At 56.6% G+C, this 23,045-nt stretch carries 27 protein-coding genes; 11 read left to right on the top strand and 16 right to left on the bottom strand.

Annotation, left to right across the window (positions count from 1 at the left end; translation table 11 throughout):
- The first annotated feature begins 1 nt into the window (after position 1).
- Together ACN0SW_RS03735 and ACN0SW_RS03730 are read left to right on the top strand one after the other, a co-directional pair.
- Entirely contained in the window at positions 2–1,090 is a 1,089-nt protein-coding gene (locus tag ACN0SW_RS03735; RefSeq protein WP_417726559.1) for an EscU/YscU/HrcU family type III secretion system export apparatus switch protein, read from the top strand.
- A 20-nt stretch (positions 1,091–1,110) separates the two neighbouring features.
- The gene (locus tag ACN0SW_RS03730; protein WP_417726558.1) at positions 1,111–1,515 is read left to right on the top strand and encodes a hypothetical protein; all 405 of its coding nucleotides are present in this window, start codon (positions 1,111–1,113) and stop codon (positions 1,513–1,515) included.
- 10 nt (positions 1,516–1,525) lie between these two features.
- Here the strand turns inward: ACN0SW_RS03730 and ACN0SW_RS03725 are convergent, their stop codons facing one another.
- Genes ACN0SW_RS03725 through ACN0SW_RS03685 form a run of 9 tightly spaced genes read right to left on the bottom strand, consistent with a single transcriptional unit; the run spans position 1,526 to position 6,083 of the window.
- Positions 1,526–2,017, bottom strand: a complete 492-nt coding sequence (locus ACN0SW_RS03725; protein ID WP_417726557.1) for a flagellar basal body-associated protein FliL — start codon at positions 2,015–2,017, stop codon at positions 1,526–1,528.
- 24 nt (positions 2,018–2,041) lie between these two features.
- The gene (gene flgH, locus ACN0SW_RS03720) at positions 2,042–2,776 is read right to left on the bottom strand and encodes a flagellar basal body L-ring protein FlgH (protein WP_417726556.1); all 735 of its coding nucleotides are present in this window, start codon (positions 2,774–2,776) and stop codon (positions 2,042–2,044) included.
- A gap of 8 nt (positions 2,777–2,784) precedes the next feature.
- The gene (gene flgA, locus ACN0SW_RS03715) at positions 2,785–3,201 is read right to left on the bottom strand and encodes a flagellar basal body P-ring formation chaperone FlgA (RefSeq protein WP_417726555.1); all 417 of its coding nucleotides are present in this window, start codon (positions 3,199–3,201) and stop codon (positions 2,785–2,787) included.
- On the bottom strand, positions 3,201–3,986 hold the full coding sequence (flgG, locus tag ACN0SW_RS03710; RefSeq protein ID WP_417726554.1) for a flagellar basal-body rod protein FlgG: 786 nt from the start codon (positions 3,984–3,986) through the stop codon (positions 3,201–3,203). The genes flgA and flgG overlap by 1 nt, the downstream gene beginning before the upstream one ends.
- Positions 3,987–4,000: 14 nt before the next feature.
- Positions 4,001–4,714, bottom strand: coding sequence for a flagellar hook-basal body complex protein (locus ACN0SW_RS03705; RefSeq protein ID WP_417726553.1), 714 nt, complete (start codon positions 4,712–4,714; stop codon positions 4,001–4,003).
- Between the two features lies 1 nt (position 4,715).
- A complete protein-coding gene (locus ACN0SW_RS03700) occupies positions 4,716–4,985 on the bottom strand; it encodes a flagellar biosynthetic protein FliQ (protein WP_417726552.1) in 270 nt (89 codons plus the stop codon).
- 4 nt (positions 4,986–4,989) lie between these two features.
- A complete protein-coding gene (fliE, locus tag ACN0SW_RS03695) occupies positions 4,990–5,280 on the bottom strand; it encodes a flagellar hook-basal body complex protein FliE (RefSeq protein ID WP_417726551.1) in 291 nt (96 codons plus the stop codon).
- A 12-nt stretch (positions 5,281–5,292) separates the two neighbouring features.
- Complete coding sequence (gene flgC / locus ACN0SW_RS03690) at positions 5,293–5,685, bottom strand: flagellar basal body rod protein FlgC (RefSeq protein ID WP_417726550.1); 393 nt, start codon at positions 5,683–5,685, stop codon at positions 5,293–5,295.
- Positions 5,686–5,693: 8 nt separating this feature from the next.
- Positions 5,694–6,083, bottom strand: coding sequence for a FlgB family protein (locus ACN0SW_RS03685; RefSeq protein WP_417726549.1), 390 nt, complete (start codon positions 6,081–6,083; stop codon positions 5,694–5,696).
- Between the two features lie 85 nt (positions 6,084–6,168).
- Between ACN0SW_RS03685 and ACN0SW_RS03680 the strand changes: the two genes are divergently transcribed.
- Entirely contained in the window at positions 6,169–7,518 is a 1,350-nt protein-coding gene (locus tag ACN0SW_RS03680; RefSeq protein WP_417726548.1) for a FliI/YscN family ATPase, read from the top strand.
- Between the two features lie 6 nt (positions 7,519–7,524).
- On the opposite strand, the gene ACN0SW_RS03675 is transcribed toward ACN0SW_RS03680, so the two are convergent.
- Entirely contained in the window at positions 7,525–7,950 is a 426-nt protein-coding gene (locus ACN0SW_RS03675) for a tellurite resistance TerB family protein (protein ID WP_417726547.1), read from the bottom strand.
- Between the two features lie 121 nt (positions 7,951–8,071).
- On the opposite strand from ACN0SW_RS03675, the gene ACN0SW_RS03670 reads away from it, so the two are divergent.
- A complete protein-coding gene (locus tag ACN0SW_RS03670) occupies positions 8,072–9,646 on the top strand; it encodes a lysine--tRNA ligase (RefSeq protein ID WP_417726546.1) in 1,575 nt (524 codons plus the stop codon).
- 62 nt (positions 9,647–9,708) lie between these two features.
- Positions 9,709–10,107: a c-type cytochrome gene (locus ACN0SW_RS03665; RefSeq protein WP_417726545.1), complete on the top strand. Its 399-nt coding sequence runs from the start codon at positions 9,709–9,711 to the stop codon at positions 10,105–10,107.
- 53 nt (positions 10,108–10,160) lie between these two features.
- Here the strand turns inward: ACN0SW_RS03665 and ACN0SW_RS03660 are convergent, their stop codons facing one another.
- Complete coding sequence (locus tag ACN0SW_RS03660; RefSeq protein WP_417726544.1) at positions 10,161–10,820, bottom strand: OmpA family protein; 660 nt, start codon at positions 10,818–10,820, stop codon at positions 10,161–10,163.
- A 123-nt stretch (positions 10,821–10,943) separates the two neighbouring features.
- Complete coding sequence (locus tag ACN0SW_RS03655; RefSeq protein WP_417726543.1) at positions 10,944–11,780, bottom strand: methylated-DNA--[protein]-cysteine S-methyltransferase; 837 nt, start codon at positions 11,778–11,780, stop codon at positions 10,944–10,946.
- A 98-nt stretch (positions 11,781–11,878) separates the two neighbouring features.
- Here ACN0SW_RS03655 and nth point away from each other — a divergent pair, with 98 nt between their 5' ends.
- On the top strand, positions 11,879–12,523 hold the full coding sequence (gene nth, locus ACN0SW_RS03650) for an endonuclease III (RefSeq protein WP_417726542.1): 645 nt from the start codon (positions 11,879–11,881) through the stop codon (positions 12,521–12,523).
- Positions 12,520–13,506 carry an adenosine kinase gene (locus tag ACN0SW_RS03645; protein ID WP_417726541.1) on the top strand — a complete coding sequence of 329 codons (987 nt, stop codon included), beginning with the start codon at positions 12,520–12,522 and terminating at the stop codon, positions 13,504–13,506. Before nth ends, ACN0SW_RS03645 begins: the two co-directional genes overlap by 4 nt.
- Before the next feature lie 221 nt (positions 13,507–13,727).
- Here ACN0SW_RS03645 and ACN0SW_RS03640 read toward each other — a convergent pair whose 3' ends face one another.
- Positions 13,728–14,504, bottom strand: a complete 777-nt coding sequence (locus ACN0SW_RS03640) for an enoyl-CoA hydratase (protein WP_417726658.1) — start codon at positions 14,502–14,504, stop codon at positions 13,728–13,730.
- A 64-nt stretch (positions 14,505–14,568) separates the two neighbouring features.
- On the bottom strand, positions 14,569–15,420 hold the full coding sequence (gene mutM, locus ACN0SW_RS03635; RefSeq protein WP_417726540.1) for a bifunctional DNA-formamidopyrimidine glycosylase/DNA-(apurinic or apyrimidinic site) lyase: 852 nt from the start codon (positions 15,418–15,420) through the stop codon (positions 14,569–14,571).
- 86 nt (positions 15,421–15,506) lie between these two features.
- On the opposite strand from mutM, the gene ubiE reads away from it, so the two are divergent.
- The 4 genes from ubiE to ACN0SW_RS03615 all read left to right on the top strand — a co-directional run bounded on the left by ubiE (position 15,507) and on the right by ACN0SW_RS03615 (position 20,715).
- On the top strand, positions 15,507–16,250 hold the full coding sequence (gene ubiE, locus ACN0SW_RS03630) for a bifunctional demethylmenaquinone methyltransferase/2-methoxy-6-polyprenyl-1,4-benzoquinol methylase UbiE (RefSeq protein WP_417726539.1): 744 nt from the start codon (positions 15,507–15,509) through the stop codon (positions 16,248–16,250).
- Positions 16,251–16,253: 3 nt separating this feature from the next.
- On the top strand, positions 16,254–17,792 hold the full coding sequence (ubiB, locus tag ACN0SW_RS03625; protein WP_417726538.1) for a 2-polyprenylphenol 6-hydroxylase: 1,539 nt from the start codon (positions 16,254–16,256) through the stop codon (positions 17,790–17,792).
- Between the two features lie 143 nt (positions 17,793–17,935).
- Entirely contained in the window at positions 17,936–20,035 is a 2,100-nt protein-coding gene (locus tag ACN0SW_RS03620; protein ID WP_417726537.1) for a YjbH domain-containing protein, read from the top strand.
- A 20-nt stretch (positions 20,036–20,055) separates the two neighbouring features.
- The gene (locus ACN0SW_RS03615) at positions 20,056–20,715 is read left to right on the top strand and encodes a YjbF family lipoprotein (RefSeq protein WP_417726536.1); all 660 of its coding nucleotides are present in this window, start codon (positions 20,056–20,058) and stop codon (positions 20,713–20,715) included.
- Positions 20,716–20,719: 4 nt separating this feature from the next.
- Here ACN0SW_RS03615 and ACN0SW_RS03610 read toward each other — a convergent pair whose 3' ends face one another.
- On the bottom strand, positions 20,720–21,202 hold the full coding sequence (locus ACN0SW_RS03610) for a DUF1810 domain-containing protein (protein WP_417726535.1): 483 nt from the start codon (positions 21,200–21,202) through the stop codon (positions 20,720–20,722).
- 29 nt (positions 21,203–21,231) lie between these two features.
- The gene (gene hutU / locus ACN0SW_RS03605; RefSeq protein ID WP_417726534.1) at positions 21,232–22,899 is read right to left on the bottom strand and encodes a urocanate hydratase; all 1,668 of its coding nucleotides are present in this window, start codon (positions 22,897–22,899) and stop codon (positions 21,232–21,234) included.
- Positions 22,900–23,045 lie beyond the last annotated feature (146 nt).

The following is a 23,045-nucleotide window of genomic DNA, read 5'->3' as shown; positions in this document are numbered from 1 at the left end:
GATGGAAGGTCAAGACGACGATTCCGAAAAGACGCTTGAGGCAACACAACACAAGCTCGACGAGGTGCGGAAAAAAGGCGATCTCGCGCGTTCAGCTGATTTGAACACTGCGGGGGCTTACGGCGGCCTATTACTTGCGCTTTTATTGGTGGGCGGACTGACGCTTCAGACTGTCAGCGGTAATCTTGTTGTCTTGCTGGAACAGTCGCAAGGTCTTGCGGCGCTTATCTTTCACGGCGCGCGCGCGGGCTCTGCTCTGGGGGGGGTATTGGGGCAGATTGCTCTGGGTGTATCTATCCTCTTTCTTTCACCTGCGGTCCTTGTCGTGCTGGTTGTGATCGCGCAGCGAGCCTTTGTCATGGCTCCCTCTAAACTGGAGCCCAAGATCTCGCGAATAAATCCGATTGAGAACGCCAAGAATAAATTTGGCCCGGCGGGCTTTTTTGAGTTTGTAAAGAACTTTGCAAAGTTAGTCCTTTACTGTCTTTTTCTGGGTGTTTTTCTTTCCTACCGGCTATCCGAAATGGTGGGCGCGCTGCATTCCGAGCCAGCAGTAATCGGGGCTCTGATGGGTAAGCTGATAATCGAGTTTTTAATGGTGGTTGTTGTAATCACACTGATGATCGGGGTGGTTGATTTTGTGTGGCAGCATTTCGAGCATCTGCGACGTCAGCGGATGTCGCACAAGGAATTGCGTGATGAACTCAAACAAAATGATGGGGATCCTTCGGTCAAGCAGCAACGCCGCCGTCGCTCGATGGAAATCGCATCGCGGCAAATGATGGCGGATGTGCCTGGCGCAGATGTGGTGATCGTGAACCCAACCCACTATGCCGTCGCCCTGAAATGGAGCCGCAAGCCAGGCTCGGCCCCGATTTGCGTGGCCAAAGGAATGGATTACATTGCACTTGCAATACGCGAGCTTGCCTATGAGCGTGGCGTACCGGTACAGCACGATGCCCCGACCGCCCGCGCCTTGCATGCCACAACGGAAATCGGTCAGGAGATCGATCCCGGGTATTACGCAGCGGTTGCCGCCGCCATCCGGTTCGCCGAAGACATGCGCCGCAAGGCTAGGAGTTTTGGATGAAGACCCCGAGATACGCAGACATGGTCAGCTTGACTGAGGCGCTCTATCGGGCAGAGTCAGCTAAGATGCAGGCGCTATTGGCCGAAGAAAGGCGTCTTCGCGCCGAATTAGAACAACTAGAAGCACGGCGGCGTGCCACGATCGTGGTGACTGATGAGTGCTTGCTTGGATATCGCGAGATCGGGGCGGATCTGATGTGGCAAAGCTGGATTGGGCGTAGCAAAGCGCATCTGCATGCAGATCTCGCACGTATTCTCGGACGCAAAGGTCAAGTGATCATCCGGTTGCGCCGGACATATGGAAAATATTTGGCTGCAACCCAACTTTTTAAAGACGAAACCGAGAGCTATGCCCGACAACGAGAAGCGCGTCGGCTTAGTCTGCTGGAGGATTTGGGCCAGTTGCAACAAAGCCATGCAAAGTGATCATGCGCGGTCAGACATCTTGTCGTGCGATTTCCGTGATCAAAACCCCAAAAACGGCATCGCCCAGCACACCGGCTGCAACCTTGTTCAACGCAGAGCGTAGCATCTCCATATTCCGCGCCTTTGTAAATTCGCCATCGAAGCCACCTATGTTAGCGTGATCAAACAATGCCTGCAGGAAAACATCCCGTAGTTTCGGTTCACGTGCATATACCTCTGCGCTTCGTCCTGGACCTATTTCGACGCTCAGCGACAGTACTACCAGCGCGCTGATCATACTCTTGTTGACGACCGGAATTATGAATTGATTGTTTAATTTGACAATTTCAGTGTCAGGTGTCTCATGCGCATTGTCGGCCGCATCTTTTGAGCGCGCGCCTTCATGCGCGCGCAGGGTATTCCGTTGCAAGATCTCTGGCTCGGGCTTGAATAAAAGGCCCGCACCTGCTCCTGCGGCTACGCCAATCACAAGAAACAGGATGGGCAGTAATTTTGCAATCATCGCATCGTCTCCTTCTGGAGGGCTTCAGAATGGCAAAATGGCGTCTAGAATTTGCTGACCGATCCGGGGTTGCTGCACGTCGGTCAACTGACCGCGCCCGCCATAGGAAATCCGAGCGGCTGCTACTTTGTCATAGGTGATCTCATTCTGCCGCGAGATATCTTCGGGCCGGACAAAGCCGGAGACCAGCAATTCGCGCAGCTCGAAATTCACTCTCACCTCTTGGGACCCCTGAATTTCAAGGATGCCATTTGGCAGAACTTGCATCACTGTTGCTGCGACACGAAGCGTGAGTTCCTCGCTGCGGCTTACAGAGCCGTCACCACCTGATTGGCTTGTCGAATTGAGACCCACCGCACGGTCCAGACTGGCCCCTTCCGGTAATTTCGGCGTGATACGTTGCGGGATGCCAAACAGGTCCGGTATTGCAAGGTTTTCCGAGCCGTTGCGAGAACGCGACGTCGAGTTCGAAATCTGTGCTTCTTCGTCTATTTCAATCACGACGGTCATTATATCGCCGCGCTGTGCGGCGCGCCGGTCCCCTAACAAGGATTGTTTTCCCCCGCTCCAGAGCGAGGCGCGATGGATGGGGGTGTCGTGCGGCGTTGTGAGTGGGAGACCGGGATTGAGCATTGCGAGTTGCTCTGTTGAGTTCATTGTCGGTGTAAAACTGGGTGGCTTGCCAATGTGATCCATGCGAGCGCAGGCGGTTGCGATCAAAATCAGTCCAAGGCCAAAGGGTAAACGAAGGGAGTGCATCACAGCTCCTATTGTGAGACTAGAATACTGCCATTTGGCGCGACATGGCCCGAGACTGTCGCGCGCGATGTCAGGTTCATCGCGCGGACATAATCACCGATCCCCGCCCGCATGAGAGACCGGCCTTCGGTTATGATCTGCACCCCGCCACGCGCATAGATAAGCGGTACGATCTGATTGCGTTCGATCGCGGTGGGTGGCCCCACGTCCACAGCCCGTACGATGCGCCCGGGATAAAGTGCAACTCGGGCCTCCTGTCCGATCAGATCGTGCAGACTGAGATCGCTACTGCCTTCACCCGGTTTTAGTAGCAGGTCTGTTGGGCCAAGGATTTCTTGGGCACGGATCGTGCGACTGGCGACGATTACATCGGCCGACGCCGGGGCGGTTGTGATCATGTACAAAAGGAATGCCAGAAATCGCATCACCGCACCTGTGTTGTGGCGCTGAGCATCTGGTCTGCGGCGGTGATCACCTTGGCATTTAGTTCATATCCGCGTTGCGCCTCTATCAGTTCGGTGATTTCCCGTACCGGATCGACCGAGCTGTCTTCGAGATAGCCTTGGCGCAGGGTGCCGAGCCCGTCTTGTCCGGCGGTGGTCACGTTGGCCGGACCAGAGGCTTCGGTCTCGATGAAGAGGTTGCTGCCGATGGCCTCGAGCCCTTTGGGATTGGTGAAGCTCGTCAAGTCCAATTGGCCAAGTTGCTGTGCCTCGGCATTGTCTTGAAAAAAAGCGAAAACCTCGCCTTCAGCGTTGATCGTGATGCTGCGAGCATCCTCGGGAATGGTGATCTCCGGTGCGACAGGAAAGCCCTCGGAGTTGACAATCACCCCATCCGCAGAGCGTTTCAACGCTCCATCGCGGGTATAGGCGGCCTGACCCGAGGGCAAGGTAACCTCTAGGTAGCCATTGCCGTCGATTGCCACATCCAGATCGCCATTGGTCTGAGATAACGAACCTTGCGCAAGTTGTACGGAAATCGCTGCCGGGCGTACGCCAAGCCCAAGCTGCACCCCTGTTGGCAGAACCGTGCCATCTGCGGCATTGATCGTGCCTGCCCGCGCCAGTTGCTGATAATGCAGATCGGCAAATTCGGCCCGGCGGGCATTGTAGCCAGTGGTCGACATATTGGCGAGATTATTCGAGATGGTTTCGACTCGCATCTGTTGTGCGGCCATGCCAGTCGCGGCGATTTTGAGGATATGCATGTCACTCTCCTTGATTAACGGATGAGGGAATCGAGCGCGGTCATGACCCGCTCGTTTTCGGACTCGAGAAAGCTCTGGCCCATCTCATAGGCGCGCTGCACCTCGATCATGCGGGCAATCTGGCTGATTGGGTCGACGTTTGCGCCTTCTAGAAACCCTTGGAGTACGCGACCTTCCTCGACCTGCTCAAACCCGCTGTCAGTGCGGAACATGACGCCGTCCTCTCGGGTTATGTCCAAGCGGTCCACGGGGCGAACCAGACCGATCTGGGCGAGGGGACGGCCATTCTCACTCAGGGTGCCATCGGGTGAGAGTCCGATGCCCTTGGCGTCGGGGGGCACAAAGACCGGGGCACCGCCCGCATCTAGGACTCGGAACCCGTCCGGGGTCACCAGATCGCCTTGGGCGGAGAGGGTGAAATTGCCTGCCCGGGTCAGACGCTCGCCCAAAGGTGTTTCGATCAGAAAAAAACCATCCCCCTCAATGGCAAGATCGAGAGTGCCGCCTGTTGGGTTCAAAGGCCCCTGCTGTGTTGAGGTCATCCGCACGTTACCCTGCGCCATCGAGAGTGACGGCCCTCCGTCGATGCGCTTGACGAATTCGGAAAAGATCACCCCTTCTTGGCGGTAGCCAGTTGTCGTGGCATTGGCGATATTATTGGCCAGAACCTGCAATTCGTGTAAAAGCCCGGATTGCCGTGTGAGGGTCGTGTAACCTGCGTTTTCCATCTCATCCTCCTGTGATGATCGGGATCAGCCGGTCTTGAAAGAATGTGACCAGCGTTTGTGTCATGAATCCCATAGTGACCCAGAACACGACAACGATTGCGCCCAGCTTGGGTACGAATGTCAGTGTCAATTCCTGGATCGAGGTCAGCGCCTGAAAAAGCCCGACCACTAGGCCAGCCAGTAGCGCAACGGTCAGGATTGGCAGGGAAATGATGACCGAAACCCAGAGCGCCTCGCGCAGCGTGTCAAAGAACAGAATCTCGTTCAGCATGGGATCAGACCGGCATGCGGAGGATTTCCTGATAGGCCTCCACCACCCGGTCGCGCACAGTGATCGCGGCCTCGACGGCTAGTTCAGTTTGCGCCAGAGCTTGCACAAGGGCGTGGGGGTCGGCTTTGCCGAGCATGGCCGATTTTGCGACCTCCTCGCCCTCTTTGAGGGTGGCGGCAAAATCCTTGGCTATGTCGTGAAACGCGGCGCCTCCTGCGGCTTGCCCCGTGACAGGCTCAGTCGCGGCGCGTGTGGCGGTGTATTTCAGGGCGGCGTTTAGTGCTGTGATATCCATTCTGGCTCTCCTTTATCGGCGTAATAGGTCCATGAGGCCGGCGGACATTTGCCGGACCTGATCAAACATTTTGAGATTGGCCTCGTAGCTCCGCTGAGCTTCGCGTGCGTCGGCGATCTCGATCATGAGATCGACGGTCGAGCCTTGGTAATGCCCGGTTTCATCGGCGAGCGGATGGCTGGGATCATAGATTTTCTGAGGTTCACGTCGGTCGAGGTTGACACGGCTCACCTCGACCTCGCCATTGCGCTGCGACCCCCCAAAGGTCGCCGCGAACGATACGGTCTTGCGGCGGTATCCCGGTGTGTCGACGTTTGCGATATTTTCAGACACATGACGCAGCCGCTGTGCCTGTGCCTTGAGACCGCTGGTGGAAACCGAAAGGGCGTTGGAAAAATCGCTCATATCGCCCTCTATCGCCGGCCGAGCGCCGTGCGTAGCACGGTGAGTGAGGACTTATAGATGGCAAGCGCACGGTCATGTTGGCGTTTCACATCGACCGCTCGGAGCATTTCTGTTTCGAGCGAGACCGAATTGCCATTTGGATCTGCAATTGAGGTCGGGTCATTGGTTACATCGAAACCAAGGTCGTTGTCATGCCTAAGCAGATGTCCCTCGCGGGTGGCGCGGGGCGTGCGGGTTGTTTCATCCGATCTGTAAACATCCGCAAAGGCGGCGATGTCGCGTGCGGCGTATCCCGGCGTATCGGCATTTGCCATGTTCTGTGACACGACAGCCTGTCGTGCCCCGGCGTGCTGGGCCATGGCATGCGCCATGCGAAAGATCTCAAGTTTTTCAAACATCGGGGCTTCTCCCTCGATTGGCTTCAACCAAGGCTTAACCCTGATTCCTTTAGAAATTGTTTTCAGGACATGATTGGAGCGTGCGATGATCAGACAGGACATGACAGGCTTGCAGGCGGAAATATCGGCCTTGCGCCCAATGCGGATGATGGGCCGGGTAAGTGCCGTGCAGGGAAATGCCGTGCGGATCAGTGGTTTGTCTGCGGTGGCAAGGCTGGGGGACCGGATCGTGATCCAGCGCCGTGCCGGTGGAATGCTGGCAGGCGAGGTTATTCAGCTCGAGGCGTCTTCTCTGATGGTTTTGCCTGATTCAAGCCCAGAGGGTGTTGCGCTCGGGGATCGAGTGATTTTGGGGTATGCGGAAACGATTGCGCCCTCGAATGGGTGGTTAGGGCGGATCATCGATCCGTTCGGAGAGCCGCTGGATGGGAGACCTTTGGTCCGCGGGCCTGAGACGCGCGTGCTGCGGGCTGACCCGCCCGCACCTGCACGGCGACGCGCGCTTGGCGAACGGCTTGAAACCGGTATGGCGGCGTTCAATACCGTGCTGCCCATTGTCCGGGGTCAGCGCGTGGGTCTATTTGCCGGCTCTGGCGTAGGTAAGTCCATGCTGTTGGGCCATTTGGCGCGATATATGGAGGCTGATATCGTTGTCATTGCCCTGATCGGGGAGCGTGGGCGAGAATTGCGCGAGTTTGTCGAAAACGTGCTTGGACCTGAGGGTATGCGCCGTGCCGTCATTGTCGCGGCAACCTCGGACCGCTCGCCGCTCATCCGGCGGCGCTGTGCCTGGACCGCGATGGCGGTGGCCGAGTTTTTCCGGGATCAGGGAAAACAGGTGCTGTTTCTTGCTGATTCCATCACGCGGTTCGCCGAGGCGCACCGCGAGGTGGCGACAGCAGCAGGCGAAATGCCAGCCTTGCGTGGGTTTCCTGCCTCGACTTCACATCTGATCATGTCGCTCTGCGAACGCGCGGGGCCGGGAGAGGAGGGTATGGGCGATATTACCGCACTTCTGACCGTTCTGGTCGCAGGGTCGGACATGGAAGAGCCGATTGCCGATATCCTGCGTGGGGTGTTGGATGGGCATGTGGTGCTGGATCGTCAGATCGCGGAGCGGGGGCGCTATCCGGCGATCGATCTTTTGCGGTCTGTTTCCCGGAGCTTGCCGCGCGCCGCGAGTGATGAGGAGAATGCGCTGATTTCGCGCGCGCGCGAGCTTTTGGGCAGCTACGCGCGTTCTGAGACAATGATCAAGGCCGGGCTCTATGCCGAGGGGAGTGATCCAGATTTGGATCAGGCGATTCGAGTCTGGTCGGACCTTGATGGATTTCTTGCAGATAAAGAGGCTGTGTCTGCAAAGAACAGTTTTGCCCGGTTGGGTGTCATTCTGCGACGGGCAGGGACGTTGGTGGCCCGTGGCGCGGCGCGGTAAGTGAGCTCAGGCGGTCATGTGACGCGCCCGTGCACCCCTCTCAATGGCTGCGGCATGCAGCCGGTCGATGTTGAGCTCGTAGCGGATTTCCTCAAGCAGGCGCAATTCGCGCTCATTCAGTTTTCCATCTGCCGCAGCGACATCACAGGCGAGTGCATAGGCCGTCTCGAACAGCTTCTCGGGCAGGTCGGCGCGCACAAGACCAAAGAGCGCATCTAGCCCCTCTTCGACGGTAAAGAGGTCAAGCACGGTTTGTGACATCACCCGCAACCTGTCCAGATCGTAATCGGCAAAGATCGGCAGGTTGTTGACCGTGCTCTCGATTTTGATGAGCTCGGCGGTGCGCATGTCCTCGTCAGAGGCTGAGACGGCAATCATCACCGCCACCAGGCAATCCTGCGGTGTGAGGGGATGTGGGATCGGGTCAGACATCTGCGGGCCTTTCGCGAGGGGTTATGTTGCGGCGCAGAATATTGACTGTTCGGCCCCCCGGCAATAGGTAGCGGCGGTGTCTTGCCGGAGTTTCGGCAAGGGGAAACCTGGAGTGCGACCGATGTCCGACCTGCGCGATGCCGCTATGAATTCGAAAGCTTGGCCTTTTGAAGAGGCGCGGCGCGTGCTCAAACGTTATGAAAAGGCACCGCCGGAAAAGGGCTATGTGCTGTTTGAGACAGGTTATGGTCCCTCCGGTCTGCCGCATATCGGTACATTCGGCGAGGTGCTGCGCACCACGATGATCCGCCGTGCGTTTGAGGTGCTCAGCGATATTCCGACACGGCTGATCTGCTTTTCCGACGATCTGGACGGCATGCGCAAAGTGCCCGGCAACGTGCCGCACCGCGAGATGTTACAGGAGCATTTGCAAAAGCCGCTGACGAGTGTGCCGGATCCTTTTGGTACGCATGAGAGCTTTGGTCATCACAACAACGCCATGTTGCGACGGTTCCTCGATACCTTCGGGTTCGAGTATGACTTTTATTCGGCCACCGAATTCTATCGCTCCGGTGAGTTTGATGAGGTGTTGCTGCGCGCCGCCGAACGCTATGACGACATCATGAAAATCATGCTCAAGTCGCTCCGCGAAGAGCGACAGCAGACCTATTCGATCTTTCTGCCCATTCATCCCGAGACAGGCCGTGTGCTCTATGTGCCGATGAAGGCAGTGAATGCTACGGACGGCACCATCACCTTTGACGACGAGATGGGGCGCGAATGGACCCTGCCGGTGACCGGCGGCAATGTGAAACTGCAGTGGAAGCCCGATTTCGGCGCCCGATGGGCGGCGCTTGGCGTGGATTTCGAAATGTACGGCAAAGACCACTCGACCAACACGCCGATCTATGATGGCATCTGCCGCGCGCTTGGTGCACCTGCGCCAGAGCATTTCACTTATGAGCTGTTCCTTGACGAAAGTGGGCAAAAAATATCGAAATCTTCGGGTAATGGCGTGTCGATAGACGAGTGGCTGACCTATGCCGCCACCGAGAGCCTGTCATATTTCATGTATCAGAAACCTAAAACTGCCAAGCGGATGCATTTCGATGTGATCCCCAAGGCGGTTGATGAATATCATCAGCAATTGCGTGCCTATGCGGATCAAACGCTCGATCAGCAATTGGCCAACCCGGTCTGGCATATCCACGGCGGCAAGGTGCCCGAGAGCCGGATGGTCGTGCCCTTCGCGATGCTGCTCAACCTCGCGTCGGTTTCTGCGGCGCATGACAAGGAAACGCTCTGGGGCTTTATCCGCCGTTACGCGCCGGAGGCAAGCGCAGAAACCCATCCGGATCTGGATGCGGCTGCTGGCTATGCCGTGAAATATTACGAGGATTTCGTGGCCCCCGCCAAAACGTATCGCGCGCCCACTGATTTGGAACGCGAAGCGCTGACTGACTTGCGCAATCAACTTGCGGTCTATGACGGGCCAACAGAGGATGAAGCTCTCCAATCGATAGTTTACGCAGTGGGACGCGATCGGTTCGACCCGCTGCGTGACTGGTTCAAGGCGCTCTACGAAGTGTTGCTCGGAGCGTCTCAGGGGCCAAGATTTGGCGGCTTCATCGCACTCTACGGCGTGGCCGAAACTGTGGCGCTGATTGACAAGGGACTAGCAGGCGAGTTGTCATAATCAGGATCGTTGCGTGGGCCGGGTGGGCTTGCTACCCTCAGAGAAGAACATAGGGGCGTGCGATGCGTACAATAGCAATCCTGACTGCATTGGCTGTTGCGGCCTGCGTACAGACGATCTCAATGCCTGATGCCAGTGAGGGTGCCGGAATTTACGGCGTTAATTGCGCGCAATGCCACGGGGTTTCGGGCAAGGGAGATGGCCCTTGGGCGGCCGGTCTGTCGCCGCGACCCGCAGATTTAACGCAGCTTTCCAACGGCGGTAAATTCCGTCGTGGGCACGTTTTATCGGTAATTGATGGGTACGATCGCACGGGCCTTCCGGGGCAGGATATGCCGGAATTCGGCCTGTTGCTGGAGGGTGACACTGTGCCGGTTGATGTCGGCGATGGTGTCTTAACCCCTACGCCGCGTCCGTTGGCCGCTCTGATGACCTATCTCGAGTCTATTCAGGCGAACTGAAAAAAGGCAACTGACCATGGCTGGTCAGTCACCGTTTCTCAAATCATTCATGCTCAGGCATTGGGCAGGATGACGATCTCCACCCGTCGGTTTTGGGCCTTTCCCTCAGCTGTCAGGTTGGACGCGACTGGCTGATCTTCGCCGCGTCCAAAGGCGCGGAGGCGACCGTACGAGACCCCGCCGCTTGCCAGTACATCCGCAACTGCATTGGCTCGGCGCTCGGACAGACCTTGGTTATATCCTGCATCCCCGTCACTGTCGGTATGCCCCACGACTTGAACGGTTGTATTAGGATAGGCCTGAAGGCTCTGCGCGACCTTAAAGAGGTCATCCCGTAGTCCGGGCGCTACCGTAAATCCGTCAACCGGGAACAGAATGTCTTGCGGCATGGTCAGGATCAGACGATCACCAGTGTTGACGATCTGCACATCGCTGTCGAGCTGTTGACGCAATTCCGCTTCTTGACGATCAAGTGCATTACCGATGGCGGCTCCGCCTGCGGCTCCTAAAATGCCGCCGATCAGTGCGCCCTTGCCTTTGTTGTCGCTGATGATCGCGCCGGTGCCTGCCCCAATTATACCCCCCAAGAGCGCACCTTGCTTCGTCTTCTGATTGGGGTCATTCCCGTTTACATAGCCCGGATCGGTGCACGCAGTCGCCAGCAAAAGGGACGCGCCAGAGAGCAGCATTAAGGATTTTCTCGCTCGTATCATGGAATTGGCCTCATTGTTTGAACTGACCCGATACTTCGGGTTTAATCCAATGATATGCAATAACAGAGCCCATCCCAAAGGCATATCCACGGAAAAATGGCCGGGCTACGCGCAGATTTCCGCCTATCCGTCGGCGCGTGCGCCTTCCCATGCGAGTATGGCCCGTTTCACGGGTAAACCCCAGTGATAGCCCCCGAGCGCGCCTGATTTGCGTAGAGCCCGGTGACAGGGGATGAGATAGCTCACTGGGTTGCGCCCTACCGCAGTGCCCACCGCGCGCACAGCACGTGGACTGCCGATGGCGTTTGCGATCTCGGAATAGGTGGTCACATGGCCCGATGGGATTTGCAGCAGAGCCTCCCATACCTTGATCTGAAACGGTGCTCCGATCATGTGCAGAGCGGTTTCACCATTGCCGCCAAAGGCTGCGTGGACCCAAGACGCGATCCGATCAGGGGTTTCTTTGTAGATTGCGTTCGGCCAGCGAGACTGCATGTCAGCCATCGAGACCTCTCGCCCGAATTCCCCGACAAATGCCAGACCGCAGAGACCGCGGTCCGTGCCCATGGCGAGCGCCTCGCCAAATGGGCTGTCAAACCAACCATAGTGGATAGTTAACCCTGCGCCTCGACGTGCGAATTCACCGGGGCTCATTGCCTCCCAGCGGACAAAGAGATCATGCAACCGACCCGATCCCGACAGACCCGCCGCATCGGCGACCTCAAGCGTTGTAAAACGCTGCGCTAACAAATCCTTGGCATGGCCAAGCGTCAGGTATTGCTGATAGCGCTTGGGCGAGACGCCAACCCATTGTGAGAAAAGCCGTTGAAAATGCGCAGCACTCATGCCCATCTTGCCGGCCATATCTTCTAAGGTCATCGATACGTCGCCAGCATCAATCAACTCGATTGCGCGGCGCATTATTTGGTAGTGGTAACCGGGTTCCGGGGAGAGGGTCATTATAGAGTTCCTAACGTTGCTGCCCCAAGATAAAACGATGGGCCACGCCACGCGACCCGAATGTTGCGCATCTGTCTATTTCCCGGCATAGAGCAGCCATGGCACGACAACTTGATTACCATTCGATGCGCGAGATATTTGCCCGATTTCAGGCTGCAGAGCCTGAACCAAAGGGCGAATTGGAGCATGTGAACGCCTATACGTTGGTGGTGGCGGTGGCGCTGTCGGCACAGGCGACCGATGTGGGTGTAAACCGCGCAACGCGAGATTTGTTCAAGATTGCCGATACGCCGGGGAAGATGCTCGCTTTGGGCGAAGAGGGATTGATTCAGCACATCAAGACGATCGGCCTTTATCGCAACAAGGCCAAGAATGTCATCAAGCTCAGCCGTATTCTGGTCGATGACTACGGCGGTGAGGTGCCCAATTCCCGCGCCGCACTGGAATCCTTGCCCGGCGTCGGACGCAAGACTGCCAATGTCGTGCTCAACATATGGTGGCACTATCCATCACAAGCGGTGGATACGCATATCTTTCGGGTCGGAAATCGAAGTGGTATCTGTCCGGGGCGCGATGTCGTCGCAGTTGAGCGCGCCATCGAAGATCATGTGCCGGTCGATTTCCAAAACCATGCGCATCACTGGCTGATCTTGCATGGGCGTTATACCTGCAAGGCCCGCAAACCCGCATGCGGCGCCTGCCTCATTCGTGATATCTGTTTATTCGAGGACAAAACACTATGACCAAATATCAGGCCGTTGGCATCGGCAACGCCGTAGTGGACGTGATCAGCCAATGTGACGACGCCTTTTTGACCCGTATGGGCATTGATAAGGGCGTGATGCAATTGATCGAAACCGAGCGTGCAGAGTTTCTTTACGCGAACATGCAAGACCGTCGGCAGATGCCGGGCGGATCAGTGGCAAACTCGATTGCAGGTCTCGGCGCGCTTGGCTTGTCGACAGGGTTTATCGGACGAGTCAGCGATGATGAATTGGGCCGGTTCTATGCCAATGCGATGGCGGAGGTCGGCACCGATTTTGTCAATGCCCCGCGCGGCGATGGCGCGTTGCCCACTTCACGCTCGATGATTTTTGTCTCACCGGATGGGGAGCGGTCGATGAACACCTATCTGGGGATTTCGACCGAACTTGACGAAGGCGATGTGCCCGAAATCGTGGCTGGACAGGCGGGGCTGTTGTTTCTTGAGGGGTATCTGTTTGATAAACCAAAGGGAAAGGCGGCGTTTCTGGCCGCGTCAAGGTCGGCGCGTGCAGGGGGTGGCAAGGCTGGTATTACTCTATCGGATCCGTTCTGCGTCGATCGTCACCGTGATGATTTTCGGGGTCTTTTGCGTGAACTGGATTTCGTGATTGGTAATGAGCACGAATGGTGTTCTCTCTATCAAACCGAGGATCTTGGAGCAGCGCTTGAACAGGCGGCGTCAGAAAGTGGTTTGATCGTCTGTACGCGGTCGGGGCATGATGTGGTGATGGTTGAGGGCGAAAGCACAGTGACGGTGCCTGTGCACCGCGTCACCCCGGTGGATACCACAGGGGCGGGTGATCAGTTCGCAGCCGGGTTGCTCTACGGGCTTGCCACTGGAAAACCACTGGCCGTTTCAGGCCGTATGGGGTGTATCGCGGCGGCCGAAGTGATTGGTCATTACGGCGCACGGCCGGAATCGGATGTGAAAGCGCTTTTTGCCGCTGAAGGGCTCATCTGAATGGATTGCCATCTGAGGTTGAGACCGGACCTTTTCCGGTGCAGCTCGGAACTGGGCGTGGCTTCTTCTCGGCCAGTCATCAGCTCCTCAGCCTGTAATACGCGAACCACTTGGCACGACAAAGTTAAGAAGCTTGCGCTTCTTCGTCACTGAAATACCTTGAGGTCAATCAAAAGTAGATCGAGAGGGGCAACGCCCTCTCGATTTGTGCAGCAAGCAGATCACTTGTCCCGGAATTGCGCCTCGCGCTTTTCGGCAAAGGCTTGCATACCTTCTTTCTGATCTTCAGTAGCAAAGAGCGAGTGGAACACGCGCCGCTCGAACAAAAGACCTTCGCGAAGTGTGGTCTCATAAGACCGGTTAACCGCCTCCTTGGCCGCCATTACGGAAATCTGCGATTTTTCGGCGATTTTCTGGGCCGCAGACATCGCCTCTTCCATCAGCTTCTTTGCGGGAACCACACGGCTCACCAGTCCCGAGCGCTCGGCCTCTTCCGCATCCATGAACCGGCCTGTCAGATTCATGTCCATCGCCTTAGATTTGCCCACAAGCCGGGTCAGGCGCTGCGTTCCGCCAAGTCCAGCTATGACGCCAAGATTGATCTCGGGCTGGCCAAATTTGGCCGTGTCTGAGCAGATGATGAAATCGCACATCATTGCCAATTCACATCCGCCACCTAACGCATAGCCCGACACAGCAGCAATAATCGGTTTGCGCACCCGGCAGATCGCAGCGCTATCGGCCGTGAACAGATCCTCGGTGAACACGTCGACAAAGTTCTTTTCGCTCATCATCTTGATGTCTGCACCAGCGGCAAACGCCTTTTCTGAACCGGTCAGAACAATGCAGCGCACCTTTTCATTCTGTTGCGCCTCACCAAGCGCCTCAGCAAGCTCTGACAGGAGCTGTGCATTGAGCGCGTTGAGCGCATCGGGGCGGTTGAGCTTTATGAGGGCGACGTGGTCTTCTATTTCGACGATGATCGTCTCATAGGCCATGAAATCAGCTTTCATTTGTTTCCATCAGAGATGATTCATTACCATTCTTTGCCGCGTGTTCAACCTATCTTTGACAACGCGGGCAATAGAAGCTGGAGCGGCCGGACTGTGTAATGCGTGCAATATGGCCTTTGCACCCCGTAGAGCGGCATATTTCACCCTCCCGCCCGTAGACGTCGAAACTGTGCTGAAAATAACCCAATTCGCCATCCGCTTGCCGAAAGTCCCGAAGGGAGGAACCGCCAGCGATGATGGCATCTCCGAGTACCTCGCGGATGATCGGCACGAGAGAGGCCGCCTGTTTGGTTGAGAGATCACCGGCACGCCGCAACGGGGAAATCCGGGCCCGAAAGAGTGTCTCGCAGACATAGATATTGCCGAGGCCCGCGACGATTCTTTGATCGAGAAGCGCGGACTTTAAAGGAGTGTTACGACCACTGAGAGCTGCAATCAGATAGGGCTCGTTGAAATCATTGCCTAAGGGCTCCGGCCCAAGCTTGGCCAAAAGCGGGTGCGCCTCAGCGGTGGCTGTAAGCATAAGATCCATGGCACCAAAGCGACGCGGATCGTTAAAGGTGATGCGTGCACCGCCCTCCATATCAAGTACGACATGGTCGTGTTTTTCTGGCGTGGGATGGGTATGAGTGAACTGTCCCAGAGGATCGCCCGAAACCAGCATGCGGCCCGACATGCCAAGGTGGATAAGCAGCGTTTCACCTGAGGTCAGATCCGCGAGGATGTACTTGGAGCGCCGTCGCAGAGCCAGCACCCGTTGTCCAACCAAGCGTGCTGCCATGTCGGGCGGAAACGGCCAGCGCAGGTCAGGCCGGTTCACGGCGACGTGGGCGATCATCTGCCCCTCCATCACCGGCGCAAGGCCGCGGCGGACTGTCTCAACCTCTGGTAATTCCGGCATGGTAGACCTCAAAGGGGGCGAGGGGCGCATTGTAACCCCCCATCATAGCCCTATAAGAAAGACGAGACACAACAGCGGCAAGACCCATGAACGAGAAAACCACCCATTTCGGGTTTCAGGACATCCCAGAGTCGGAAAAGGCCGGGCGCGTGCGCGGGGTCTTTGGCAGCGTTGCCAGCAAATATGACGTTATGAATGATGCCATGTCCTTTGGTATTCATCGGATCTGGAAGGATGCGATGATGGATTGGCTGGCCCCGCGCGCAGGGCAGCGCCTACTTGATGTGGCGGGAGGGACAGGTGACATCTCGTTCCGGTTTCTCAAGCGGGCGGGCAAGGGACATGCCACAGTATTGGATCTGACCGAGCCGATGCTGGTTGAGGGACGTAAACGGGCCGAGGCCGAACAGATGGCCGCTAGCCTTGATTGGGTGGTAGGCGACGCGATGGCGTTGCCGTTTGAGAGCAACACCTTTGATGTTTATACGATCAGTTTCGGCATCCGGAATGTAACCAGCCCACAACAGGCGCTTAACGAGGCGTTTCGCGTGCTGAAACCCGGCGGGCGTCTGATGGTGCTGGAGTTCAGCGAGATTCCCAATGACTTGATGCAAAAAGTCTATGATCTCTATAGCTTTAACATCATCCCGCGGTTAGGGCAGATGATTGCCAATGATCGCGACAGCTATCAGTATCTGGTGGAATCAATCCGTCAGTTTCCAGACCAAGAAACATTCTTAGAGATGGTTCGCACCGCTGGATTTGCAAATGCCAAATACCGCAATCTGAGCATGGGCATTGCCTGTTTGCATTCTGGCTGGAAGATTTAGGCGATGCGTGGACCGCACAACATCCTGCGGCTTATCCGTACCGGGGCAACACTAGAGCGTACCGGTGCCATGGGGCTCATCATGGATGCATTCGAGGCTCCGTCGCTGGTGCGTGGCACGATGCGCTGTTTGGCGTGGCCATTTCAATGGTTGGGCTACAAGGGCGATCCGGAGTCCCCGCCTGCTCCACGAGCCCTGACCGCGCTCGGGCCAGCCTATATCAAGTTTGGACAAATTCTGAGCACGCGCCCTGATCTGGTCGGCGCGGAGCTCGCAACACATCTGCGGGTGTTGCAGGACAAGCTGCCGCCGTTTTCTGTCGATCTGGCAAAACGTAGTATCGCGCAGGAATTGGGCCGTCCGGTTGAGGATATGTTTGACGATTTCAGCCCCCCCGTGGCGGCAGCTTCGATTGCGCAAGTCCACAAAGCACGGCTGCGCGAGAGCGGTGAGGCGGTCGCGGTTAAGGTGCTGCGTCCCGGAATAGAACGGGCGTTTCGACGTGACATTGACGCCTTTTATTTTGCCGCGCGGATGATCGAATTGCTGGCCCCCGGTGCGCGTCGATTGCGTCCCACTGAAGTAATTGCCCATTTCGAAGGCGTTGTGATGGGCGAACTGGATTTGCGGCTCGAAGCGGCCTCTGCCTCCGAATTTGCGGCGAACACGGCGAGCGATACCGGATTTCAGTTGCCATCAGTGCAATGGAACCTTTCCTCGCGCCGGGTCATGACGATGACTTGGGCCGATGGTCTGCCGCTGGGGGATAATGCCGCTCTGGATGCTGTTGGCCATGACCGGGCGGAATTGGGGGAGCGGGTATTGCAGCTCTTTCTCAGCCATGCGCTGCGCGATGGTTACTTCCATGCTGATATGCATCAGGGCAATCTCAAGGTGGCCGCGAATGGGGATATCATCGCATATGATTTCGGGATTATGGGACATATAGATGAGTATACTCGCCGTGTTTACGCCGAGATACTGTATGGCTTTATCAAGCGGGATTACCGGCGCGTTGCCGAGGTGCACTTTGAGGCGGGTTATGTGCCCGCTGACCGGGATGTCGACGCCTTCGCTCGGGCCTTGAGAGCAGTCGGAGAGCCAATTTTTGGAATGGATGCCAGCAAAATTTCTATGGGCAGTCTTCTGAGCTATCTCTTTGAGGTAACAGAGCGTTTCGGGATGGAGACGCGTACGGAGTTGATCTTGTTGCAGCGGACCATGGTCGTGGTCGAAGGGGTGGCGCGCAGTCTCAATCCGCAGATCAACATCTGGCAGGTCGCAAGGCCCGTGGTTGAGGATTACATCAAAAAGACGATCGGTCCGCGGGCGGCACTACGGGATCTGGGGCGCACCGCGATGGTCCTCTCGCGCTATGGCCCAAGGTTGCCCGGATTGGTCGAGGCTGCGCTCATTCGCCAAACGGCCCCACATGTGCCTCAAAAGCGCTCTGTTTGGCTAGGCCGCGCGCTCTGGGCTGGGCTGGGCGTTTTGGCCGGTGCCGTCGGCGTGATTGTCGTGGCGCTGATGATTGGACTGTGAGGCATTTGCACGCCTTAGTGAGGCATTTGAGGGTGATTGGGAAACTCACATTGCCGTGTTGCTGTGTGATCGTTAATGTCCTCCAGAGAAAAGTGAAGGCGCTCGGGACAGGTGAACAGTCGATGACATTCAGATTGCGAAACATGTTCGGTGTTTTGGCCGTTTTGGTTGGCTCCTCGGCTGCGTTTGCAAACGATCTGACCACAACGTTGACGAACAATTACGGTACGCCTAGTGGGCTTTTGGACATGCCCACGGCCGAGATGGCCCCGGATGGGCAGCTTTCTACCACGATTTCATATTTTGATGGGTTCAGCAAAACCACGCTTAGTTTTCAGGTTGCGCCATGGATTACGGGCAGCTTCCGCTATTCGGGCACGAAGGATCTTACGCCACAGTTTCGCACCTTCTATGATCGCAGTTTTGATCTGCGGTTCCGACTGTTCAAAGAAACCGATTTTTCACCGGCAATCGCAGTCGGGCTTCAGGACTTTCTGGGAACTGGAGTTCTTGGGGCTGAATATATTGTAGCAACAAAATCCTATCGGAACCGTCTGCGCGTGACTGCAGGGCTGGGCTGGGGGCGGTTCGGATCGCAGAATTCTATTGGCGGTTTTGGAAGCCGGGCTCCGTTTAATTTTGCCGGTGTGGGTACAGGCGGTGATGTCAGTGTGTCCAATTGGTTTAAGGGCGACATCGGCATATTTGGGGGGATCAGCTACGACATCAGCGATAAGCTGTCTTTTGCGGTCGAATATTCCTCAGATAGCTATGATACTGAGCGCAAGGCGGGCATCTTTGATCAAAGCACGCCAGTTAATTTTGGTTTAACGTACAGGCTGTCTCAAGATACAAACCTGCGAGCTTATGTGCTTCACGGCGAGGAAATTGGCGTAAGCCTTGCCTTTGCGATCAATCCGCGCACAATGCCCATTCCCGGCGGGATAGAGTCGGCGCCGCTTCCGGTTGCGGTGCGTGATCCGGATGGTGCGCGCGATCTTGGCTGGGTGGGTGTTCCCGCCGCGCGGGCGCAGATTGAAAGATCTCTTGACGAAACGCTGGCTTTGGATGAGATCGATTTGATCGGATTGCGTCTTGAGGGGCGCGCGGCTTATGTTGGCATCCAAAATGAGACCTACGATCGGACGTCGCAGGCGCTCGGGCGAACGTTCCGCGCAATGACGCGCACTCTTCCCGCCTCTGTTGAGGATTTTCACGTCACGCTCTATGTCAAGGGTATTCCCGCCAGCACTGTCAGTTTTGCACGCAGCGATATTGAGAAACTGGAACATGCCGCTGCTGATCAGGCGCTTGCCGCTGCAAATTTCAGCGATAGTCTGCGGTTCGGCACTCTGCCCGAGCCGTTGCCGGGCAAGTTCCCGCGTTATGGTTGGGGTATTAGCCCGTTCACGCGGGTCAGTTTGTTTGATCCTGACGAGCCGTTGCGCATGGACGTTGCTTTGCGCTTTCAGGGTCAGGCAGAGCTTGGGCGTGGTTGGGTAGCGCGCGCCGCAACCTCTGTGAAGCTGTTCGGCAACATTGATAAATCCAACCGAGCAAGCAATTCGCGTATCCCACGGGTCCGCTCTGACGCTTCGCTTTTTGCCAAGTCAGATGCCCCTCGTGTTGATTGGCTTACCCTGAGCAAGTATCAGCGTCTGGCCCCAGATCTTTATGCTCGAGGTACAGTCGGGTATCTTGAAGAGATGTATGCCGGGGTCTCAACCGAAGTTCTCTGGCGACCGGTTGATAGCAGAATCGCCTTTGGGGCAGAGCTGAACTATGTGCGTCCACGTGATTTCGATGGTGATTTTGGTCTGCGTGACCACAACACCGTGAGCGGGGCCATCCCCAAATTCAACGGTCATGGGTCAGTTTACTATGATTTTGGGGGTGGGTTTCATGGGCAGGTTGACGCCGGTCGGTATTTGGCGGGCGACTGGGGTGTGACTGTCGGGTTTGACCGGGAGTTTGCTAACGGTTGGAAAGTGGGGGCCTTCGCAACGAAAACCGATGTTTCAGCGCAGGATTTTGGGGAAGGCTCTTTTGATAAGGGTATCCGCATCACTGCACCGATTTCATGGTTGTTGGGCAAGCCGACACAGCAAGCCCCAACGATCGTCGTCCGTCCGCTCACTCGTGACGGTGGTCAGCGTGTGAACGTAAGTGGTCGATTGTATGAAACGGTGCGGTCTTCGCACAAGCGCGACGCTGCAGCAAGCTGGGGGAAGTTCTGGAGATGATATGCCGATCCCTATCCCGCTTGACACTCTTCGGCTGTTTTTTAGCCTTAGCTGCCTGCTCTAACCAGCGTAGTTCGGAAAATGTGCTATCGGTTAGCCAAGCGCTGATAAAGCAGCAGAGAATTAAACCGACCGCTCCTGACCCGCAACGCGTTCTGGTGGTTGCACAGCATGCCCTGTCCAATACCACCGGACCGATTTTGCTTTACGCTTTGGAAGACCGAAAAGCTGTGTCGGTTTTGCGGCCTATTGCGCAAAATGGATCCTATCAAACTTGGGCGGCCTACGGCAGTTCCGAACGACGTAGTATTTCAACGCTCAATGGTGTGCTGGTTTCGACACGGGGCCTTGGGAATGATCTGATGTCGTCAAGACTCGAGCCGTTGCTTGATGTTGTATCGCGTCGCGAGAATGGGGTTGCCACGATCCAGCAGCGCTATATCGATGGAGAAAACAAGATTGTGAATCTGAAATCGGACTGCAAGATTACGCGCGGCGAAACGGAAGCGTTGTCTGGTGGCAGTGGGGCGGTTTCGGGGCTCCGAATGACGGCAGAATGCTGGCAAGCGGATCGCAGCGTGGTCAATTCTTATCTGGTTGACCGGAACGGCAGTATCCTGCAATCTCGCCACTGGGTCGGTCCCACCATGGGATATAGCTCGATCCAGAGACTTCGTTGACGGCTTAGACCACGCCTTTGGGAGAAGTGGACTGTTTCGGAGTTGCGAAATATTCATCGTCGGTCGGAAGTGCCCGTCGCCCTGAGAGATAATCGAGAGTGGTCTCGCAGCGGAGGCCGCCGAAATAGCGCGCCAGTACATGAGAAAACACGTCTGGGCCCCCTGCTTCTGCGAACAAGGTAGCACAGGATTGAAGCTTGAGCGCGTCGATCCCGCCCAGCACGCGTTCGGCCGATGTATTCTCCAACGCCAGCATGGCGGCGCAGGTTTCTAATAGGCGCAGCCCCAGAACCGGGTGCGCCATATAGGCGCGCGCGTGGTCGAGATCATCAATTGCAAAAGATTTGGCGAATTCTGACCGACCTAGCCCCTTGACCTGCGGCAACACGAACCACGCCCAATGTTGGCGCTTTTCTCCTGATCTTATTTCCCTTAGCGGAAGCGGCCAGATCTGGTCTTGTGCCATTACAAAACGCTCTAAGCTCATGAATTTACCCTACATATGTCAATCTTGGTTCAACCTAAAATACCGGGTAGGTTTAAACCGTTTTCGCGTGCGCAATCCAGTGCAATTTCATAACCGGCATCGGCATGACGCATCACCCCTGTCGCCGGATCATTCCAAAGCACCCTTGCGAGACGTCGGTCAGCCTCCTCGGACCCATCGCAACAGATAACCATACCGGAATGCTGGCTGAAACCCATGCCCACGCCACCGCCGTGGTGGAGACTGACCCAAGTGGCGCCTGATGCACAATTCAACAGTGCGTTCAGCAATGGCCAATCGCTCACGGCGTCGGAGCCATCCTTCATCGCCTCGGTTTCGCGGTTGGGGCTGGCCACTGATCCGCTGTCGAGGTGATCGCGACCAATGACCACCGGGGCGCTCAATTCGCCGGTGCGCACCATTTCGTTAAAGGCCAGCCCCAATTTGTGCCGCAGGCCCAGACCCACCCAACATATCCGCGCCGGGAGTCCTTGAAACGCGATCCTCTCGCGAGCCATGTCGAGCCAATTGTGCAGATGCGGATCGTCAATGAGTTCCTTCACCTTGGCATCGGTTTTGTAAATGTCTTCAGGATCGCCGCTGAGGGCGCACCACCGGAACGGGCCGATCCCTCGACAGAAGAGGGGCCGGATATAGGCGGGCACAAAGCCAGGAAAGGCAAAGGCATTTTCCAATCCTTCGTCGAGCGCCACCTGTCGGATGTTGTTGCCATAGTCGAGCGTTGGCACACCGGCATCCCAGAAATCGACCATGGCTTGCACTTGCACCCGCATCGAGGCTCTTGCGGCACGCTCAACGGCCTTTGGATCGGTTTCTTGCTGAGCGCGCCATTCGGCGAGCGTCCAGCCCTGAGGCAAATAACCATGCAGGGGATCATGGGCACTGGTCTGATCGGTCACGATATCCGGCTTGACGCCACGTCGTACCAGCTCTGGGAAAACATCGGCGGCATTGCCGATCAGCGCCACGCTCTTGGCCTCGCCCGCCGCGCACCAGCGGTTGATCATGGCCAGTGCCTCGTCTAGATCACGGGTGATTTCATCTACATAGCGGGTGCGTTTGCGAAACTCGGCGCGGGTCTCGTCGCATTCGACGGCCAGACAGCAGGCACCAGCCATCACGGCGGCCAAAGGTTGCGCCCCTCCCATGCCGCCAAGTCCACCAGTCAGAATCCAGCGACCTATGAGCTTGCCATCATAATGTTGTCGCCCGGCCTCGACGAATGTCTCATATGTCCCCTGCACGATACCTTGCGACCCGATATAGATCCATGACCCTGCGGTCATCTGTCCATACATCATCAACCCTTTCTTATCGAGTTCGCTGAAATGATCCCAAGTCGCCCAATGCGGCACGAGGTTGCTATTTGCGATCAGGACCCGAGGCGCATCCTTGTGCGTGCGAAACACACCTACCGGTTTCCCGGATTGCACCAAAAGTGTCTCGTCGTCTTCAAGCGATTTCAGCGCGGCGACGATACGGTCAAAATCCTGCCAAGTCCGCGCCGCGCGACCTATGCCACCGTAAACCACAAGTTCGTGCGGGTTTTCGGCCACGTCCGGGTGAAGATTGTTCATCAACATCCGCAGCGGAGCTTCGGTCAGCCAGCTTTTGGCGGTGATCTTGTTGCCGGTGTCGGGATAGATGTCGCGACTATTGTGGCGAGGATTGATCATAGCGGGGCTCCTTCGTGGCGGTATAATTGGAGAGAACTGGGCGTTTCAGATTATGGGCATGCGGAGCACGATTGCAGAAAAATATACGCATGTGTATGGTGTGATTGTGATGTGATCGGTTTGGGCCGTAGCGCATTTTCTTGAGG

Origin of the sequence: Roseovarius sp. (assembly GCF_048262375.1) — a bacterium.
In the GTDB taxonomy this organism is placed as follows: domain Bacteria; phylum Pseudomonadota; class Alphaproteobacteria; order Rhodobacterales; family Rhodobacteraceae; genus Roseovarius.
Note: the sequence above shows the minus strand (reverse complement) of the source record. Positions and strands in the feature narration are given on the sequence as shown.